This is a genomic window from Pseudomonas sp. UW4, from assembly GCF_000316175.1.
GTDB classification, from domain to species: domain Bacteria; phylum Pseudomonadota; class Gammaproteobacteria; order Pseudomonadales; family Pseudomonadaceae; genus Aquipseudomonas; species Aquipseudomonas laurylsulfatiphila.
In genome coordinates, this window is record NC_019670.1 from 1,908,792 (window position 1) to 1,927,689 (window position 18,898).

Annotated in this window: 18 protein-coding genes; 9 read left to right on the top strand and 9 right to left on the bottom strand. The window is 60.9% G+C overall.

The annotated features are described in order from the left end of the window. The first annotated feature begins 17 nt into the window (after positions 1–17). Positions 18–182, top strand: a complete 165-nt coding sequence (locus PPUTUW4_RS27905) for a metallothionein (protein WP_015094211.1) — start codon at positions 18–20, stop codon at positions 180–182. A gap of 32 nt (positions 183–214) precedes the next feature. On the opposite strand, the gene PPUTUW4_RS08265 is transcribed toward PPUTUW4_RS27905, so the two are convergent. Together PPUTUW4_RS08265 and PPUTUW4_RS08270 are read right to left on the bottom strand one after the other, a co-directional pair. Further along, entirely contained in the window at positions 215–493 is a 279-nt protein-coding gene (locus PPUTUW4_RS08265) for a hypothetical protein (RefSeq protein ID WP_015094212.1), read from the bottom strand. A 33-nt stretch (positions 494–526) separates the two neighbouring features. Beyond that, positions 527–754, bottom strand: coding sequence for a DUF6555 family protein (locus tag PPUTUW4_RS08270; protein ID WP_007971981.1), 228 nt, complete (start codon positions 752–754; stop codon positions 527–529). A 189-nt stretch (positions 755–943) separates the two neighbouring features. Between PPUTUW4_RS08270 and selD the strand changes: the two genes are divergently transcribed. Both selD and mnmH read left to right on the top strand, forming a co-directional pair. Further along, complete coding sequence (gene selD / locus PPUTUW4_RS08275) at positions 944–1,978, top strand: selenide, water dikinase SelD (protein ID WP_015094213.1); 1,035 nt, start codon at positions 944–946, stop codon at positions 1,976–1,978. Beyond that, positions 1,978–3,081: a tRNA 2-selenouridine(34) synthase MnmH gene (mnmH, locus tag PPUTUW4_RS08280; protein WP_015094214.1), complete on the top strand. Its 1,104-nt coding sequence runs from the start codon at positions 1,978–1,980 to the stop codon at positions 3,079–3,081. Before selD ends, mnmH begins: the two co-directional genes overlap by 1 nt. Positions 3,082–3,219: 138 nt before the next feature. Here mnmH and PPUTUW4_RS08285 read toward each other — a convergent pair whose 3' ends face one another. Continuing rightward, the gene (locus tag PPUTUW4_RS08285) at positions 3,220–3,891 is read right to left on the bottom strand and encodes a hypothetical protein (RefSeq protein ID WP_015094215.1); all 672 of its coding nucleotides are present in this window, start codon (positions 3,889–3,891) and stop codon (positions 3,220–3,222) included. 368 nt (positions 3,892–4,259) lie between these two features. Between PPUTUW4_RS08285 and PPUTUW4_RS08295 the strand changes: the two genes are divergently transcribed. Continuing rightward, positions 4,260–4,970, top strand: a complete 711-nt coding sequence (locus PPUTUW4_RS08295; protein ID WP_015094216.1) for a glutathione binding-like protein — start codon at positions 4,260–4,262, stop codon at positions 4,968–4,970. A gap of 137 nt (positions 4,971–5,107) precedes the next feature. Further along, entirely contained in the window at positions 5,108–6,082 is a 975-nt protein-coding gene (gene hemB / locus PPUTUW4_RS08300; RefSeq protein ID WP_015094217.1) for a porphobilinogen synthase, read from the top strand. A gap of 122 nt (positions 6,083–6,204) precedes the next feature. Here hemB and PPUTUW4_RS08305 read toward each other — a convergent pair whose 3' ends face one another. Both PPUTUW4_RS08305 and PPUTUW4_RS08315 read right to left on the bottom strand, forming a co-directional pair. Further along, positions 6,205–7,740 (bottom strand): FAD-dependent oxidoreductase, encoded by a 1,536-nt coding sequence (locus PPUTUW4_RS08305; protein ID WP_015094218.1) that lies wholly within the window; start codon positions 7,738–7,740, stop codon positions 6,205–6,207. A 336-nt stretch (positions 7,741–8,076) separates the two neighbouring features. After that, positions 8,077–10,287, bottom strand: coding sequence for a TonB-dependent siderophore receptor (locus tag PPUTUW4_RS08315; protein ID WP_015094219.1), 2,211 nt, complete (start codon positions 10,285–10,287; stop codon positions 8,077–8,079). Positions 10,288–10,568: 281 nt separating this feature from the next. Here PPUTUW4_RS08315 and PPUTUW4_RS08325 point away from each other — a divergent pair, with 281 nt between their 5' ends. Next, positions 10,569–11,663: a DUF1615 domain-containing protein gene (locus tag PPUTUW4_RS08325; RefSeq protein WP_015094220.1), complete on the top strand. Its 1,095-nt coding sequence runs from the start codon at positions 10,569–10,571 to the stop codon at positions 11,661–11,663. 78 nt (positions 11,664–11,741) lie between these two features. Here the strand turns inward: PPUTUW4_RS08325 and PPUTUW4_RS08330 are convergent, their stop codons facing one another. Beyond that, the gene (locus PPUTUW4_RS08330) at positions 11,742–12,299 is read right to left on the bottom strand and encodes a hypothetical protein (RefSeq protein WP_015094221.1); all 558 of its coding nucleotides are present in this window, start codon (positions 12,297–12,299) and stop codon (positions 11,742–11,744) included. A gap of 261 nt (positions 12,300–12,560) precedes the next feature. On the opposite strand from PPUTUW4_RS08330, the gene PPUTUW4_RS08335 reads away from it, so the two are divergent. Then, positions 12,561–13,184: a glutathione S-transferase gene (locus tag PPUTUW4_RS08335; RefSeq protein WP_015094222.1), complete on the top strand. Its 624-nt coding sequence runs from the start codon at positions 12,561–12,563 to the stop codon at positions 13,182–13,184. Between the two features lie 133 nt (positions 13,185–13,317). Here PPUTUW4_RS08335 and PPUTUW4_RS08340 read toward each other — a convergent pair whose 3' ends face one another. Continuing rightward, complete coding sequence (locus tag PPUTUW4_RS08340) at positions 13,318–13,758, bottom strand: CBS domain-containing protein (RefSeq protein WP_015094223.1); 441 nt, start codon at positions 13,756–13,758, stop codon at positions 13,318–13,320. 331 nt (positions 13,759–14,089) lie between these two features. Here PPUTUW4_RS08340 and PPUTUW4_RS08345 point away from each other — a divergent pair, with 331 nt between their 5' ends. Beyond that, a complete protein-coding gene (locus PPUTUW4_RS08345) occupies positions 14,090–16,450 on the top strand; it encodes a DNA polymerase II (protein ID WP_015094224.1) in 2,361 nt (786 codons plus the stop codon). Here the strand turns inward: PPUTUW4_RS08345 and PPUTUW4_RS08350 are convergent. Beyond that, positions 16,415–16,885 carry a DUF1810 domain-containing protein gene (locus tag PPUTUW4_RS08350; protein ID WP_015094225.1) on the bottom strand — a complete coding sequence of 157 codons (471 nt, stop codon included), beginning with the start codon at positions 16,883–16,885 and terminating at the stop codon, positions 16,415–16,417. The two genes, PPUTUW4_RS08345 and PPUTUW4_RS08350, sit on opposite strands and share 36 nt — an antisense overlap. Positions 16,886–16,914: 29 nt before the next feature. Beyond that, the gene (locus tag PPUTUW4_RS08355; RefSeq protein WP_015094226.1) at positions 16,915–17,736 is read right to left on the bottom strand and encodes an aldo/keto reductase; all 822 of its coding nucleotides are present in this window, start codon (positions 17,734–17,736) and stop codon (positions 16,915–16,917) included. Between the two features lie 219 nt (positions 17,737–17,955). Here PPUTUW4_RS08355 and PPUTUW4_RS08360 point away from each other — a divergent pair, with 219 nt between their 5' ends. After that, entirely contained in the window at positions 17,956–18,705 is a 750-nt protein-coding gene (locus PPUTUW4_RS08360) for a hypothetical protein (RefSeq protein ID WP_041474814.1), read from the top strand. Positions 18,706–18,898: the final 193 nt, after the last annotated feature.

Genomic DNA, 18,898 nt, shown 5'->3' on the forward strand with positions numbered 1-18,898 from the left:
CAAGAGGAGTCAGACCCATGATTGACCGTGAAAGTATCTGCGATTGTCCGAAATGTTCCTGCAAACTCGGTGAACATCCGATTGCCCGTCACGGCAAGCACTACTGCTGTGAAGCCTGCGCCAAACACCATGAGCACGGCGAGGAGTGCGCTCATAAAGGCTGCAAGTGCTCCCATGGCTGACGGCATTCACGACAAGCTGTAAAAAGTGGAGCCTAGTCCGGCTCCACTTCCAGCCTGAGGCTGTCGTCCTCCAGGCGTTCGCTGTGGCGAACGGTGCCCTGCAAGCGCCGCCCTTCGACCCACAGCACCAGGGTCCTGGCTTGCTCCAGATCTTCCGGCAGTGGCGCGGGGACGCGTACGGCGAAGCAAAACGGGTCGTTTTCGACCGCTTCCAGTCCGATCGGGCACTCGGCGCTTTTGGTGATGCGACCGGACTGCGTGTCCAGGCCATAGTCCAGCTGCGCAGGGCTGTAGACGGATGTCGCACTCATATCGCTTCCCCCGAACCTGACGGTTGCCAGTGATTAGTTCGCCGGCCGCCACTTGACGTTTTCCACGCCGAATTTTTCAGCCATCGGCTTGCTGGTCTTTTGCACCTTCTCGCGTCCAAACCGGGGAATTCGCCCCACCCCCGCGTCACAGCTCGCCCAATGCCAGGCTTCTGCGTTATCCATTTTTTCCAGCCGGATAATGAATGATTTCGGAGTGCCATGGAGTGTGTACTCGATGACGAATAATTTTGCACTGTTCATAAAGCCCCGGTTCCTCCCTGTTGTACATAAAAGGATCGCGTGCCATCAGGAAAATTCACTCGGATTGTCGGATGCCGGCTGATCCTGTTGCCATAACCCACAGTGGCCCGTATTCACCAGCGTATCTCCTACAAAGAAAAAGGCGCGTTTGCTGTAGGATTGGTTACCTAGACTCCAAGAGGTGACCCTATGAGCGAGCCGATTCGCCTGACCCAATACAGTCACGGCGCCGGATGCGGTTGCAAAATTTCCCCCCAGGTGCTGGAAGTGATCCTGGCCGGCAGCGGGGCGCAGAATCTCGACCCGAAACTCTGGGTCGGCAACGCCTCGCGTGACGACGCGGCGGTGTATGCCATCGATGAAGAACGCGGTGTGGTCTCGACCACCGACTTTTTCATGCCGATCGTAGACGATCCCTTCGATTTCGGCCGAATTGCCGCCACCAATGCCATCAGCGACATCTACGCCATGGGCGGCGATCCCTTGATGGCGATTGCGATCCTGGGCTGGCCGGTGAACGTGCTGGCGCCGGAAATCGCCCGGGAAGTGATTCGCGGTGGGCGTTCGGTGTGCGACGCAGCGGGCATCCCGCTGGCAGGCGGACACTCCATCGACGCACCCGAGCCGATCTTTGGCCTGGCCGTCACCGGTCTGGTGGAAAAACGCCACATGAAGCGCAACGACACCGCTACCGCCGGTTGTCTGCTCTATCTCACCAAGCCCCTGGGCATCGGCATCCTTACGACGGCCGAGAAAAAGGGCAAGTTGCGCCATGCCGACATCGGCCTGGCCCGGGACTGGATGTGCACCCTGAACAAGCCCGGCAGCCGTTTCGGCAAGCTCGATGGCGTGACCGCGATGACCGACGTCACCGGTTTCGGCCTGCTCGGGCACCTGGTGGAAATGGCTGACGGCAGCCAGCTCACGGCGCGCATTGAATATGACCGGGTTCCGCGTCTGCCGGGTGTTGAGTATTACCTCGAACAGGGTTGCGTACCGGGCGGTACGCTGCGCAATTTCGACAGCTACGCCAGCAAGCTCGGACGCCTTCAGGAGCTGCACAAACGTGTGCTCTGCGACCCGCAGACCAGCGGCGGCCTGCTGATTGCCGTAACACCGCAAGGCAACGAGCAGTTTCTTGCCGTGGCCGCCGAACTGGGCCTGAGCCTGGAGCCGATCGGCGAACTGGTCGAGCGACAGGGCAACGCGGTCGAGGTGTTTTGATGTTCGTCGACTGCACCGATTACCGCGACATCTTCCTCAACGACCGGCCCATGATGGACGCGCGCGCGCCGGTTGAATTCAACAAGGGTTCGTTTCCCGGTGTGATCAACCTGCCGTTGATGAATGACCATGAACGCCAGCGGGTCGGCACGTGCTACAAGCAGCACGGCCAGCAGGCGGCCATCGTGCTCGGGCATCAACTGGTATCGGGGGCGGTCAAGGCTGAACGCATCCAGGCCTGGGCCGACTTTGCCCGGGCGCATCCGGATGGCCTGCTGTATTGCTTTCGCGGCGGCCTGCGCTCGCAGATTGTCCAGCAATGGCTCAAGGATGAAGCCGGCATCGACTACCCACGGGTGGGCGGCGGCTACAAGGCCATGCGTACCTTCCTGCTGGACACCCTCGATCAAGCGGTTGCCCAGTGCGATTTCGTCCTGCTGGGCGGGATGACCGGTACCGGCAAAACCGAGGTGCTAACGCAACTGGGCAACAGCGTGGACCTTGAAGGTCATGCCAACCACCGCGGCTCCAGTTTCGGCAAGCGCGCCACCGGCCAGCCCTCGAACATCGACTTCGAAAACCGCCTGGCCGTGGATGTGCTGAAAAAACGCGCCCGGGGTATCGAGCAGTTCGTATTGGAAGACGAAAGTCGTGCGGTGGGCAGTTGCGCGTTGCCGTTGCCGCTGTACCAGGGCATGCAGCAGTTCCCGATGGTCTGGCTGGAAGACAGCCTGGAAGGTCGGGTCGAGCGGATCCTGCGCGATTACGTGGTGGATCTGTGCGCCGAATTCATCGACGTGCATGGCGAAGACGGCTTCGCACTGTTTTCCGAACGGTTGCTGGCGAGCCTGAACAATGTGCAGAAACGCCTGGGCGGCGAACGTCATCGGCGCATGCTGGATTTGATGGAAGAGGCGCTGGCAGAGCAGGCCCGCAGTGGCGCGGTGGATCTGCACCGGGGCTGGATCGAAGGATTGCTGAGCGAGTATTACGATCCGATGTACGCGTTCCAGCGGGAGAAGAAAGGTGCGCGGATCGAGTTTGCCGGGGAGCGGGGGGCGGTTCTCGAGTATTTGCGCGAGCGGGTGAATCAACGAAAGTGATGTCATCTTTACTGGCCCCATCGCGAGCAAGCTCGCTCCCACAGGGTTCAGTGGTGCTCATGCCTTAGTGATCACACAGCAAATCCAATGTGGGAGCGAGCTTGCTCGCGATGAGGCCCGATCAAGCAATGCTCAAACTCAGGTCGGGCAGGTTTCAGCACCATTATCCAGACCTTGCTTGTACACATGGCTCTGCAAACTGGCCTTGCCGTTGTGCCAGGTCAGGGTGAGCACATACAGCGAGTCGTAGTCGCTGGATTCCCAGTCATCGGTGATGGTCGTTTTCTTGCCGGTGGCGTCGCCAGCCACCTTGTTGATCAGCTCCGGCAGGTAGCCGTGCGACCAGGCGGTGTAGATGACCGAGTTGTGATACTTGTCGTGAAGCAGTTCATTGGCCAGGTCGCTGGTGTCATTGGCGGAGAAATTGATGTTCACCGGCAGGCCTAGCTTGATGGCGCTGGGGCTGATGGTCATCAGGGGACGGATGTAGCTGTAGGAATTGTCGAACTCGCCTTCCTCGACGTTACGGGTCGGATTCGCCGCAAACACGTAGTCGGCCTTGCCGAACTTTTCCGGCAGCAACGTGGACAGGTCGATGGCGCGGTTCAGCCCCTGGCAATTGAGCTGGCCGAGGCCGCCGTCGGGTTTTTCCCCGTGGCGCAGGAAGACCAGCGTCTGGGTGCCATCCATCGGTTGGGCGCGACTCAGGCCGGATTCCAGCAACAGGAACACCGCGCTGACTACCAGCAATGCGGGTAACAACAGGTAGGCGCGATGTTTAAAGCGGTTGGTAAAACTGAACAGATTCATGAATAAAAGGTTCTTCAGCGCAATTCGGTTAAGGCTGACAAACCTTTACACCACGACTTTCCAGCGTCGGATGTTTTCCATGTCGTTGAAGCCGGTCCGTTTTCAAAGGGGTGGTGCTCAGAGTCCCCTGATCCCGTTTGGTTCGATTCCGGCCAAGAGCGCAGCAATGTACCGGTAACCTTCAGCGGATTGCAGTGAAGGTTATCGACAGGATGTTGCGGATTTGTGGACAGCCTACACCTGATGGTGTTCAAACCGTCGTGATCTCTTTTGATCTCCTCTATCAGCGAGATTGATGGTTCCAAGGGGTCGCTGAGCCGATATCTCCATTATGATCGCCACTCTCAATGTCTTCGTGGATCCTGCCCATGACCGATTTGTCCGCCTTCCCCATCACCCGCAAATGGCCTGCCCAATACCCGGAGTGGATTCAGCTGTACTCCTTGCCGACCCCCAACGGCGTCAAGGTCTCGATCATGCTCGAAGAGATCGGCCTGCCGTATGAGCCTCACCGGGTAGGCTTTGACACCAATGACCAGATGTCCCCGGAATTCCTGTCGTTGAACCCCAACAACAAGATCCCGGCGATCCTCGACCCCCACGGTCCGGACGACAAACCGCTGGCGCTGTTCGAGTCGGGAGCGATTCTGATCTACCTGGCCGACAAGAGTGGGCAACTGCTGGCCCAGGAATCGGCCGCGCGTTACGAAACGATTCAATGGCTGATGTTCCAGATGGGCGGCATTGGCCCGATGTTCGGCCAGCTCGGGTTCTTCAACAAATTCGCCGGCAAGGACTACGAAGACAAGCGTCCCCGTGATCGCTATGTCGAGGAGAGCAAACGCCTGCTCAAGGTGCTCGACGGCCGGCTCCAAGGGCGCGACTGGATCATGGGTGAGCGCTACACCATCGCCGACATCGCCACCTTCCCGTGGGTACGCAACCTGATTGGGTTCTATGAAGCCGGCGATCTGGTGGGCATTCAGAATTTCCCGAACGTCACACGGGTGCTGGAGCGCTTCCTGGCACGGCCGGCGGTGGTGCGCGGGTTGCAGATTCCAAGCCCGGTCGCGGGTTGAAACCATTCCCTGTAGGAGCGAGCTTGCTCGCGAAAAACGTAAGGGCACGCGGTCATTCAGACAATGCGCGTTATCGTTAACGACCATCGCGAGCGGGCTCGCTCCTACATCTTGTCCTCTGAAATTCAGGAATTCCCATGTCCAGCCAGTTCCCCGAAGCACGCCCACGCCGTCTGCGCCGCAATGCGAGCCTGCGCAGCCTGTTCCAGGAGACCGAGTTCAGCCTGAACGACCTGGTGCTGCCGATTTTCGTCGAAGAAGAGATCGACGACTTCGTACCGATCAAAAGCATGCCTGGCGTGATGCGCATTCCCGAGTCGAAGCTGGCCGGCGAGATCGAGCGCTACGCCCGTGCCGGGATCAAGTCGGTGATGACCTTCGGTGTGTCCCATCATCTGGACAGCAGCGGCAGCGACACCTGGCGCGACGACGGCCTGGTTTCGCGCATGTCGCGCATCGCCAAGGACGCGGTGCCGGACATGATCGTGATGTCCGACACCTGTTTTTGCGAGTACACCGACCATGGCCATTGCGGCGTGCTGCACAACCATGAAGTCGACAACGACCAGACCCTGATCAACCTCGGCAGGCAAGCCGTCGCGGCGGCCCGGGCCGGTGCCGATGTGATCGCCCCGTCGGCGGCCATGGACGGGCAGGTCCAGGCGATCCGCCAGGCGCTCGATGACGCCGGGTTTACCCAGACGGCGATCATGGCCTATTCGACCAAGTTCGCCTCGGCGCTCTATGGTCCGTTCCGTGAGGCGGGTGGCAGTGCGCTCAAGGGCGACCGCAAAAGCTACCAGATGAACCCGATGAACCGCCGCGAAGCGGTGCGCGAGTCGTTGCTCGACGAACAGGAAGGCGCCGATGCGCTGATGGTCAAGCCGGCCGGTGCGTACCTGGACATCATCCGCGACATTCGCGAAGCCTCGCGCCTGCCGCTGTCGGCGTATCAGGTGAGCGGTGAATACGCGATGATCAAGTTTGCCGCCCAGGCCGGGGCCATCGATGAAGACCGCGTGGTGCGCGAGAGCCTGGGGGCCATCAAGCGTGCCGGGGCAGACCTGATCTTTACGTATTTTGCGATGGATCTGGCGTTGGCCGGGATCTGAAAAACAACGCATAACCCTGTGGGAGCGGGCTTGCCCGCGATAGCGGTATGTCAGACATATAGATGCTGGATGTGCCGTCGCCATCGCGGGCAAGCCCGCTCCCACAGGGGGATGTGGTGTTCTCAGGGCGTGCCAAAAAACGAGCGGATCCCGTGGTCGCGGAAATACCGTTCGATCACTTTCGGGTCCGCGCACGTCTCGGCAATCGCTACATAGGTATCGGGCCGCAACAGATAAAAGCCGTTGCGCCCCAGGCCCGCCGCTTCGAACGCCGGACGCCAGTCGAACACATGCAACGGCAGATGGTGCTCGTGGCACCAGGCGATCATCTCGTCGCTGGTGTCGCCATAGACATGCACCTGCCAGGTCATGCATTTCAGTGACTCAAAGTTGTCCCCCTCACCGTCATGGGCCCAGGGCAGGCGATCACCGCCATGCACGTGCCCGGCAACGCCTGTGCTCAAAGGCATGCCCCGATAATTCAGGGTGATCTGCGACACCGTGCGAAACAGGAATTGGCGGGAGGTTTCGAACGAGGTTATTTTCGGTATCAGGAACGGCGCCAGGCGCGTACGCAGCAAATCGGCCATCGGCCCGTCGGCGGTGACGAACGTGAAGACCCGGTCAGTGGTCGCCACCAGTTTGCGTGCAAAGGCGATGCGCTCGGTTTCATAGGTGTCGAGCAGCCTGGCCTCGGCAGCGCCGCTCAGCACGGCCGCCAGTTTCCAGGCCAGGTTGATGGCGTCGCCGATCCCGGTGTTCATGCCCTGGCCACCCGCCGGGCTGTGCACGTGGGCCGCATCGCCGAGCAGAAACGCCCGGCCATTGCGAAAGTGATCTGCCACCCGGTGATGGACGCGGTAGGTCGAGAACCAGTTCAGTTGCTCGATCTGCACCTTCATGTGCTCGATGGCCCGGCTGCTGACGTCTTCGAAGCACAGGGTCTCGGCGTGGTCGGCGCGTTCGTCGCGTACGGTGCCGATCAGGCGCGCGCGGCCACTGCCCGCCAGCGGGAACACGGCAAGGAAGTCCGCCTCGTCGAGGTCCACGTGCAGTTCACCGTTGAATGTCGGGCCGCTGCCCTGTACGTCGGCGACGTAGAAAATCTGCTGGTAAGTGCCGCCGGGAAACCCGGTATCCAGGGTCTTGCGCACAATCGACCGGGCGCCGTCGCACCCGGCCAGGAAACAGGCCTGACAGATTTCCTGCTGGCCGTCGGGCAGATGCAGCGTGGCGGTGATGCCGTCTGCGGTTTGCTCGAAGCTTGCCAGTTCGGTGTTGCGTTCCACCGAGATGCCGAAGGCTTCCAGGCGCTCGATCAGCAGCCGTTCGTGCTCGTCCTGCGGGAAAATTTCCAGGAACGCGTAGGGTGTCAGTCCCTCGCCGACCTGAGTCAGTGGCAGGTGCGCCACGGGTTCGCCCTTGACCCAGAAGTTGGCGGCTGCCACCCGATAGCCGTATTGCACAACCGCGTCGGCAAGCCCGAGTTGTCGATACAGTTCCAGCGTCCGCGCCTGGACAGCCAGCGCCCGGGACGTGGTGCCAGGGGCCGAGGCCTTGTCGACAATCCGCACGCGCACGCCCAGCTTGCTCAGCCACAACGCCAGGACCAGCCCGGTCGGGCCGGCGCCGATGATCAACACATCGCTTCTGTGCATGAGCTCATCCTCCTCGCTGGGTAGAACAAGTATGGACGACTCGGCCCTCTGTAGGAGCGAGCCTGCTCGCGATGGACGACAGAGCGCCGCGTTAATCCAGAAAGTACGCGTTATCGTTAACGTCCATCGCGAGCAGGCTCGCTCCTACAGGTACAGGTACAGGTACAGGTACAGGTACAGGTACAGGTACAGGTACAGGTACAGGCACTCCGCCTTCTGTAGGAGCGAGCTCGCTCGCGATGAACGAAAGAGCGCCGCGTTAATCCAGAAAGTACGCGTTATCGTTAACGTCCATCGCGAGCAAGCTCGCTCCTACAGGTACAGGGCAGCCCTCAATCAGAAGTCGATGGTGCCCGACAGCTTCGCCGTGCGCGGTTCGCCCTGGGTCAGGTAACCCCCTTGGGCCGATTCCCAGTAGCTCTTGTTGGCGACGTTTTCCACGCCCAGGCGTACGGTCACGTCTTTTTCCTGGACCCTGAACGCGTAGCGGGCGCCGGCATCGAAGCGGTTCCAGGCCGGCAGGCTGAGGTTGTTCGCCGCGTCGGCGTATTGGCCGCCGGTGCGCAACATGCGTCCGTTCAGGGCTGCGCCCGGCAGGCCCGGCACATCCCAATCGACACTGGCATTGAACTGGAAGCTCGGCACGCCGATGGCCCGATTGCCATCGTTGAGGCCGTCCTGGGTGTTCTTCAGTTCGGTGTCCATCACGGTCACGCCGCTGAGCAGGCGCAGGCCGTCGATGGGTTCGCCGAAGACATTGAGCTCCACGCCCTTGTTGATCTGTTCACCGTCATGAACGAACACGGCGGTGGTGTCGTCGATGACTTGGGTGTAGCCGTCAGCCGGTTGTTCTATGCGGTACACACCGAGGGTCGCACCATAGGTACCCATGTCGACTTTGACCCCGGCTTCAACCTGTTTGGAACGCGATGGTGCGAACACTTCATTGCCGTTGACCACGACCCTGGAGCCGGAGGTCGTCGGAGCCGTCGGCCCCTGGGCCAAGCCCTCGATACGGTTGGCGTAGAACGACACGTGGTCCCACGGCTTGAACACGATGCCGTACACCGGCGTGGTGATCGACTTGTCGTAGTTGGATGTGCGGTTTTGCGTGTTGTAGTCGTAGCCTTGAACGACCAGCTGTTGACGGCGTACGCCCAGGGTGACCAGCAGGCGGTCATCGATAAAGCCCAGGGTGTCGGACACGGCGGCGCTGCGCATGAAGGTTTTGCCGGTGATGCCCGGATCGCCCAGGTCACCGCCGGAGAAGCCGCCCGCTGGCGCCGGAACGTCAATCGGGTGGTAGATGTTGTTCGGGTATTGGGTCAGATCGAAATCGAAGGCGTTGCGCTGTTGGGTCCAGATCCCGGCCAGGCCGAAGTTCAGTTTATGGGTCACCGGACCCGTGGCGAAACGGCCATTGAGGCCGGCCATGGCACTGGTGTTGTCTTCTTCGTGGGGAATGAACGAGCCGCTGGTCACCGAGCTGCCATCGTTGCCCACCAGGGTGGTGGAGTCGTAGTTGCCGACTTCGCGGGTATGCTTGGCGCCGCCAGCGGCGTAGGCGGTCCAGCTGTCGTTCAGGTCGTATTCGGCGCGCAGCATGCCGAAGGTGTCCTCGATCTCGCTGAAACCCCACTTCTGCGCGTAGTTGGTGTCGGCGGAGGGCGCATCCGGGATGTGCGTGGCGTCGCCAAGGTTGACCGAGCTGCGGCCGCCGTTGATGCGTTCCTTCGAATAGACGAAATCGCCGGACAGGCGTAGCGCATCGCCGCGGTAGTCCAGGCCCAGGGCGAACAGTTTGGAGCGCTGGTTCTCGTCGTCGATGGCGGTGTCGCCTTCACGTTGGGACAGGTTCAGGCGGGCACCGAAGCGGTTGTCCTCGCCAAAGCGCTGACCGATGTCAAGGTGTTCGCCGATGCGCCCGTCGTCGCTGATGTCCGTGGTGAACCGTCGCAGCGGCACGTCACTGGCGCGCTTGGGTTGCAGGTTGACGCCGCCACCGATGCCGGAACCGGTCGGGGTGACACCGTTGATGAAGGCGTTCGGCCCCTTGAACACTTCCACACGCTCCAGGGCATCAGTGGAAATGATCTGCCGCGGCAGGATGCCGTACAGGCCGTTAAAGGAAATATCATCGCCGTTCAGGGGCAGGCCGCGAATCATGAAGGTCTGGGCCTGGTTGGAAAAACCGGATGCCTGGCGCACCGAGGAATCGTTAAGCAGCACATCGCCGACGGTTTCGGCCTGCTGGTCGCGGATCAACGCTTCGGTGTAGGACGTCATGGTGAACGGAACGTCCATGATGTCCTGGTTACCCAAGATACCCAGTTGACCGCCGCGGGCGACCTGACCACCGGCGTAAACCGGGGGCAGGTCGGACGGTGCCGGGGCCTGGGCGTTGACATTGACGTCGCCCAGCACCAGCGGTTTTCCCTGGGCCTCGGATGTTTCGGGCGTTGCGGCATGGGCCGTCAGGGACAAGGAGCAAAACAGGGCCAGTAGCGTCGGGTGAAAAGGCACACGGAGTCGTGCTGGAGTGATCATGATGGGTTCCTGGGCGGCGCGCGGCCGATTGGAAAAAGGGGCGGCGCGGGAACTCCATGCGCAAATGCGACTCCAAGCGCGAATGGTAGTTGTTCTCAGTAACGTTGTGCAATGCGTTTTCTGCAAGGTACACAGGCATTTTCTGCACATGCAGATTTCGGATAACGGGGCTTCAGGGCCGTTTCAGTGGCAAATAAAGGCACGTGGTGGACAACGGTTATAGCCGGTGCCCTGCCATTGCTCGTATGGTTAAGCCGGACCCAAGGACTAGATGGAACGACATGCAAGCCAATCGATTGATCTTCAGCATCGCCGCTTTGTTGATACTGGCCGGTTGCGGCAGCCAGCGGACCCAGGAGCCGGCGGCGCGTAGTCCGGCCCAGGTGAAGGCTGAGATTGTGCGATTGCTGCCGGCCAAAGCCGCCGATCCCCAGGGGTGGGCCACGGATATCCAGGTGGCGTTTACCGCGCAAGACATCTCGCCGACCACGCAAAACCTGTGCTCGGTGCTGGCCGTGACCGAACAGGAATCGACCTTTCAGGTCGATCCGAGCGTACCGGGCCTGGGCAAGATCGCCCGCGACGAGATCGACCGTCGCGCCGCCAAGGCACACATTCCCGGCCTGCTGGTGAGCGGTGCGTTGAAGCTCGACTCGCCCAACGGCAAAAGCTACAGCGCCCGCCTGAATACCGCGCGCAGTGAAAAGGAGCTGAGTGGCATTTTCGACGACTTCATTGGCATGGTACCGATGGGCAAAACCCTGTTCGGTGGCTTCAACCCGGTGCATACCGGCGGACCGATGCAGGTCAGCATCGATTTTGCCGAGCAGCAGGCCAAGGGCTACCCGTATCCGGTGCAGGGCTCGATCCGTCATGAAGTGTTCACCCGGCGCGGCGGCATGTATTTCGGCATCGCGCACCTGCTGGGGTATCCGGCGAGCTACCCACAGCCGCTGTACCGCTTTGCGGACTTCAACGCGGGTTGGTACGCCAGCCGTAATGCCGCGTTTCAGAACGCGGTGAGCCGGGCTTCCGGTATCCCGTTGGCGCTGGATGGCGACCTGGTGCGTTACGGTTCGATCATGCCCGGCACCACGGAACTGGCCGTGCGTACCCTCGGCAAGCAACTGGACATGCGCAATCCGACGATCCGCGAGCAACTGGAAGAGGGCAATACCCTGGCGTTCGAAGACAGCAAGCTCTATCGACGGGTTTTCGAACTGGCCGAACGGGCCGAAGGTCGGCCGTTACCCCGTGAAGTGTTGCCGGGGATCGTGCTGCAAAGCCCGAAAATCACGCGCAAACTGACCACCGCGTGGTTCGCCAAACGGGTCGATGAACGTTACCAGCGCTGCATGGCGCGGGCAGGGAAGTAATCGCGAGCTAAAAAAACGCATAAAAAACCCGGCGGGTGAGGCCGGGTTTTCGTCGAGTCCTGCGGTAAAGCCCTGCATTCAGACAGCGCGGCTTTCGATCAGACGATCCGAACCACCTTCGGCAACGCGGTTTTCGATCAGGCGATCGGAACCACCTTCAGCGACGCGGTTTTCGATCAGACGATCCGAACCACCTTCGGCAACGCGGTTTTCGATCAGGCGATCGGAACCACCTTCAGCGACGCGGTTTTCGATCAGACGATCCGAACCGCCTTCGGCAACGCGGTTTTCGATCAGACGATCCGAACCGCCTTCGGCAACGCGGTTTTCGATCAGACGATCCGAACCACCTTCAGCCACACGGTTTTCGATCAGGCGATCGGAACCACCTTCGGCGACGCGGTTTTCGATCAGGCGATCGGAACCACCTTCGGCGACACGATTCTCGATCAGGCGATCGGAACCACCTTCGGCGACGCGGTTTTCGATCAGTCGATCGGAGCCACCCTCGGCCACACGGCTTTCAATCAGACGATCCGAGCCGCCTTCAGCGACCACAGGTTGAGCAGAAGTTGCGGCGAAAGCGTTAACTGCGAAAACCGAAAAAGCGATGCTGAGGAGGGTCTGGCGTTTCATGATCGTGTGCTCCGGGGTGCTTATGGGTTGGTATGGAGCAGATGTTACGCCGTGGATTTTTTAAGAGAACTTCATTGAGGTGATGGTGAACATCGATGGCAGTGATAGGACCTGCGCCATACCTCTTGTGAGCTTGATGGTGCGATCGTCGGATGGTCGCTGCGTGGCAGGTGGCGGCTTCTACACTGCAAAGCTGGCGCGTTCCTCTGCCGGGACGGATGATGAGGCACTGCAGAGATCGCGGTGTGCAAGGAGACGATTATGTACCAGCTCTATGGCCATCAGAACTCCGGGGCCGCGGCCATCGAAGCCGCCCTTGAACTCTGTGATGTTCCCTATCGCTTCATCGATGTCCAGGCGTCCGCGGAGGCGGCCCATGCGCTGGAGAAGCTCAATCCGCTTAAACAGATTCCGACCCTGCAACTCCCTGATGGCGCTGTCCTGACCGAGAGCGTGGCGATCCTGATTCACCTAGGGCTGAGCTTTCCCGCGTCGCGGTTGTTGCCCCAGGACCCGGCCGAGCGGGACCAGGCCATTCGCGCCATGGCGTACATCGTCAGCAATTGCTATGCGGCCATCGGCATCATCGATTACCCCGAACGCTGGCTGGCCGGGGCGGATGAGTCGTCCAGGCATAACCTCATGGAGGGAACCCGCCGACGCCTGCACTGGAGTTGGGAGGTGTTTGCCGACCAGTTTTCGGGCGAGCTGTATCTGGGCAGCGAGAAGCCGGGGGCCCTGGATGTGCTGACGGCGGTGATCTCGCGATGGGCGGGCAGTCGGGAACATTTGCGCACGACGCGGCCCGGGTTTTTCGCCTGGCTGGAACGCATCGACCGCCACCCGGCTTTGGCACCGGTGTTCGCCCGGCATTGGCCCGCCTGAAAACACCACTTACCCTGTGGGAGCGAGCTTGCTCGCGATGGGGCCATGTCGGTCGACATCTATGTTGAATGTCTGGCCGCTATCGCGAGCAAGCTCGCTCCCACAGGTTTTCGGGTGAATGTTATGTCCGGATTTACTCCCCGCGAATGTACTGCTCAAGCTGGCGAATCAACTCCGCCTGTTCGGCAATCGCTTCCTTGACCAGGTCACCGATCGACAGCAGGCCGATCAATTTGCCGCCTTCGACCACTGGCAAGTGACGCAGGCGTTTATCGGACATGATGCCCAGGCAGGTATCCACGGTTTGATGGGTGTCGACGGTAATCACCGGTGACACCATGATGTCGCGCACGGGCGTTCCCACCGAGGAGCGGCCGTGCAGCACCAGTTTGCGCGCATAGTCCCGTTCGCTGATGATGCCCAGCACTTCATCATTCTCCACCACCAGCAAGGCGCCGACGTTTTTCTCGGCCATCTTCATCAGCGCTTCGAGCACCATGTGATCGGGTTTGATCTGGTGCACTTCCTGATTCTTCTGATCTTTGAGCTTGAGCAGTTGGGCGACGGTTTTCATGGTGGTTACTCGGGTGTTGTCGTTGTCCTTGAAGAATCGTAGACGCAAGCGCTCAGGGCAAGAGCGAAAGCGGCAGATAACACGCAAAAAACGTCATTTGGCGGTTTTTCTTCGCTAAACCCCCTCATTTCCGGCCAGCAGCTGACCTGTGGGAGCGGGCTTGCTCGCGAAAGCGGACTGTCAGCCAGCAAAGATGTTGAATGTGCTGGCCCCTTCGCGAGCAAGCCCGCTCCCACAGGTTCTGTGTCTGCCTGTTAGGCCTGCGGCAAACGGGCTATCGCGACGGATGACAGGTAGAATCCCCCTCTGAATCAACGTGAGGTTTGCAGTGGTGGATCTACAGCAGGGCTTCGTCCTGACCCGGCATTGGCGCGACACCCCGGCCGGTACGGAAGTCGAGTTCTGGCTGGCGACCGACAGCGGTCCCCGGCGCATCCGCCTGCCTTGCCAGCCCTCGGTGGCGTTCATCCCTGCTGCGCAGCGTCTGCAGGCCGAAAGCGTTTTGCATGACGAAAAGAACGTCGAACTCAAGCCCCTGGCCCTGCAGGATTTCGACCATCGTCCGGTCCTCGGACTCTACTGCCGGCAACATGGCCAGTTGATGCGCCTGGAAACCGCGTTGCGCCGGGCCGGCGTCGAAGTGTTCGAAGCCGATGTGCGCCCGCCGGAACGCTACATGATGGAACGCTTCATCACCGCGCCGGTGCGCTTCAGTGGCACGCCGAATGCCGAGGGCCTGCTGCTCGACGCACAGATGAAGCCCGATCCCGGTTACCGGCCGAGCCTCAAACTGGTGTCCCTGGACATCGAGACCACGGCCCAGGGCGAGTTGTATTCCATTGCCCTGGAGGGCTGCGGCGAGCGTCAGGTGTACATGCTCGGCGCGCCAAATGGCGACGATAGCCAGGTGGATTTCCAGCTCGAGTACTGCGATTCGCGGACCCTGCTGCTGAAAAAGCTCAACGAATGGTTTACCCGGTTCAACCCCGACGCGATCATTGGCTGGAACGTCGTGCAGTTCGACTTGCGCGTGCTTCACGAACACGCCCGGCGCCTGGCGGTGCCGTTGAAACTGGGGCGTGGCGGCGAGGAAATGCAGTGGCGCGAACATGGCAACGGCAACCATTACTTCGCTTCAGCCGCTGGCCGCCTGATCATCGACGGTATCGAGGCCCTGCGTTCGGCGACCTGGAGCTTTCCCTCGTTCAGCCTGGAAAACGTCGCGCAAACCCTGCTCGGCGAGGGCAAGTCCCTCGACAACCCGTACCAGCGCATGGACGAAATCAATCGCATGTTCGCCGAGGACAAACCGGCGCTGGCCAAATACAACCTCAAGGATTGCGAACTGGTCACGCGGATTTTTGCCAAGACCGAGTTGCTCACCTTCCTGCTGGAGCGGGCCAGCGTCACGGGACTGCCGGCCGATCGCATGGGCGGTTCGGTGGCGGCGTTCACCCACCTGTACATGCCGCTGATGCACCGTCAGGGTTTCGTCGCGCCGAACCTCGGTGGCAAGCCACCTGAAGCCAGCCCGGGCGGTTTCGTCATGGATTCGCAACCGGGGCTGTACGAATCGGTGCTGGTGCTCGACTACAAGAGCCTCTATCCGTCGATCATCCGCACCTTCCTGATTGACCCCGTGGGGCTGATAGAAGGGCTCAGGCACCCGGACGATAGCGAGTCGGTGCCGGGTTTTCGCGGCGCACGCTTTTCTCGCACCCGGCATTGCCTGCCCTCCATCGTCGCCCGGGTCGCCGAAGGCCGGGAAACCGCCAAGCGCGAACACAACGCACCGCTGTCCCAGGCGCTGAAAATCATCATGAACGCGTTCTATGGGGTGCTCGGCTCCAGCGGTTGTCGCTTCTTCGACACGCGCCTGGCGTCGTCCATCACCTTGCGCGGGCACGAGATCATGCTGCGCACCCGCCAGTTGATCGAGGCCCAGGGGCATGCGGTGATCTACGGCGACACCGATTCGACGTTCGTCTGGCTGCGTCGCGCCCACGGCCAGCAGGAGGCGGCGCAAATCGGCCAGGCGCTGGTGGCGCACGTCAATCAGTGGTGGCGCGAGCATGTGCAGCAGGAATACGGCCTGCAAAGCGTTCTCGAGTTGCAGTTCGAAACCCACTACAAGCGCTTTTTGATGCCGACCATTCGCGGCGCCGAAGAAGGCAGCAAAAAGCGCTACGCCGGACTGGTGACCCGCGCCGATGGCAGCGACGAAATGGTCTACAAAGGCCTGGAAACCGTGCGCACTGACTGGTCGCCGCTGGCCCGGCAATTCCAGCAAGAGCTGTACTCGCGGATCTTCCTGCGCAAGCCCTATCAGGATTACGTGCGTGACTACGTGCGCAAGACCCTGGCCGGCGAGTTCGATGACCGGCTGGTTTATCGCAAACGTCTGCGCCGCACCCTCGATGACTATCAGCGTAACGTCCCGCCCCACGTGCGCGCGGCGCGCCTGGCCGATGAGTACAACGACAGCCAGGGTCGCCCGCGGCAATACCAGAACGGCGGCTGGATCAGCTACGTGATCACCGTCGCCGGCCCCGAACCGCTGGAAGTGCGCAGCGCGCCCATCGATTACGACCACTACATCACCCGGCAACTGCAACCGGTGGCGGACGCGATACTGCCGTTTGTCGACGACGACTTCTCAACCCTGATTGGGGGGCAGTTGGGCCTGTTTTGAGTCCATCAGCGACAAGGTCCAGTCATCCAGGATGCCGTGGAAGTATTGGTTCAAGGCTTGCTGGAAAAGGCTGTCGGCGGCATCGACCTGGGCGAACAGGGTCATCGAGGAATGAAATTTCAGGTCGTCGGGATGACCGAAAATCCCGGCCACCGAGCGCTCCCGGATGTTCAACACTTCCTGGGTACAGGTGCGCAGGCGGGCGCCGAGCAGCGGATGCTCAAGGTAGGCCAGGGCCTCCTCCCGCGAACGAATGGCAAAGCGGCGCGACATCTCGCTGCCGCCGAGCCCGGCAAACTGCGGAAAAATGAACCACATCCAGTGACTGCGCTTGTGTCCATTGTTCAGCTCGTCTTGAACCCGGTCGAATACCGGGTCCTGAGCCTGGACAAAGCGTTGCAGATTGAACGGGTCCAGGTGGTCGGTGCTTCTCATGGCGAAGCTCTCAGACAGACTGCGTTGGCTCAGACCATGGCCAGCCGCTGTTTGCGATGTGGCGCATGAAACGCGTGGTCCAGCGCCTCCAGATCCCCGGGTTCAAGTTGCAGTGTGGCGGCTTGGGCATTGAGCCGCACATGCTCGGGCCGGACCGCTTTGGGGATGGCGGTCACGCCGTCCTGGCGCATTATCCATGCCAGCGCTACCTGTGCTGGCGTCACGCCGTGCCGGGCTGCCACCTGCTTGAGCGTGGCATTGGCGAGCATTTCTCCACCCTGGCCGATCGGGCAGTAAGCCATGACCGGCAGCCGCTGTTGTTGGCTCCAGGGTAACAAATCAAATTCTATGCCGCGCTGCTCCAGATTGTAGAGCACCTGATTGGTGGCGCAGGCCGGGGCATCCAGTTCCAGCAGGTCGTCGAGGTCGAAATTGGACACGCCCCAACGCCCGATCTTGCCGGCTTCGCGCAGGCGCTCGAAGGCGTCGACGGTTTCCTCCAGCGGATACTGGCCGCGCCAGTGCAGCAGATACAGATCGATGTAATCGGTGCCGAGCCTGCGCAGGCTGCGCTCGCAAGCCTGGGGAATGCCCTGGCGGCTGGCGTTGTGCGGGTACACCTTGCTGACCACAAAGACGCTGTCGCGCTGGCCGGCGATGGCATCGCGCACCACTTCCTCGGCACCGCCTTCGGCGTACATTTCAGCGGTGTCGATCAGGGTCATCCCGAGTTCGATGCCCAGGCGCAGTGCCGCGACTTCTTCTCTGTGCCGAGAGCGGTCTTCGCCCATCTGCCAGGTGCCCTGGCCAATGACGGGCACCCGGGCGCCAGCCAATTGAAGCGTGCGCATGCAAACCTCCTTTATGAATGCCGATGGTTATTTCAGTGGGCACCAGAATAGTCCATCGGTTCCCTCGCCGGGGTTGCCGCAGGCTGCGATCTATTGAGCTGCACCGCGCCGGTGATCGATTGGTGCGCTCCGATACTGCACTTTTTCGAAATGTCCGGCTCTATCCATGGCAGCCTGCGGCGATCCCCACCGTCGGCCCATGCCCAAGTTCAAGAACCCATGGCTCGAGTTTTACCCGCGAACAGCTCAAGAATCCGCCGTCATTGCCTGTTGCTGGCAGGTCTGTCGATGTTCTTCGTCACCGGTTGCAGCCAGCAGCAGGGCGGCGACATCATCACCCAGATGCGCGAAGGCAAACCCCAGGAGTTCCTGCAGACCAGTGTCGACCGTATGGCCACCCTGACCATGCGCGACAACCTCGACAGCCTTTACCTGCTTATGGGCAAGCTCTACCTGCGCAACCCCGATGAGCTGAAAAAGTCCGGTTTCCTCGATGCCCGTACGGCCGGCAAGCAAGTGCGCATAGCCATTGAACAGCAGCAGCCCTTACCGACCCTGGGCGGCAAAAAGGACCTGGCGGCCCTGCGTTTTGCCATGAGCCCGGAATTTCTCGGCGATCGGGTCGGAGCGTTCATCTATGCCATCGGCAGCATGCTGGTGACCGCCCATGGCAATCGCACCGAGTTCTACATGACCGATACGATCAACCCGGTATTCGTCAGCAATGCCGCACGCAACATCGAGATTGCCACCTGGATCCTCAGCCAGCGACAAGACAAGGAAGGCCAACCCCTGCTGTTTTCCAACGAAATCTCGGAGGAGGGCAGCAACCTGAGCTTTGCCGTCGAGTTCGGCAAGATCGTCGCCCGGCTGGATTTGCTGACCCAGATGCTCGACGAACGCTACCGGCGCATCGGCCTGAATTATGCCCAGAGCCTGCTGTTCCTGAATTTCCTGCCGGTGCAATGAGCACGACACGGAACCCTGTGGGAGCGAGCTTGCTCGCGATGACTGAGTGTCAGTCGCCATTGATGCCAACTGATACACCGCTATCGCGAGCAAGCTCGCTCCCACAGGGTTGCATGACGGTTCCGGAATAAAGATAGATCGCATCGATATAACTGGTTATAAGAAATATCGCTATGCTGCGGGCCAGATTTCC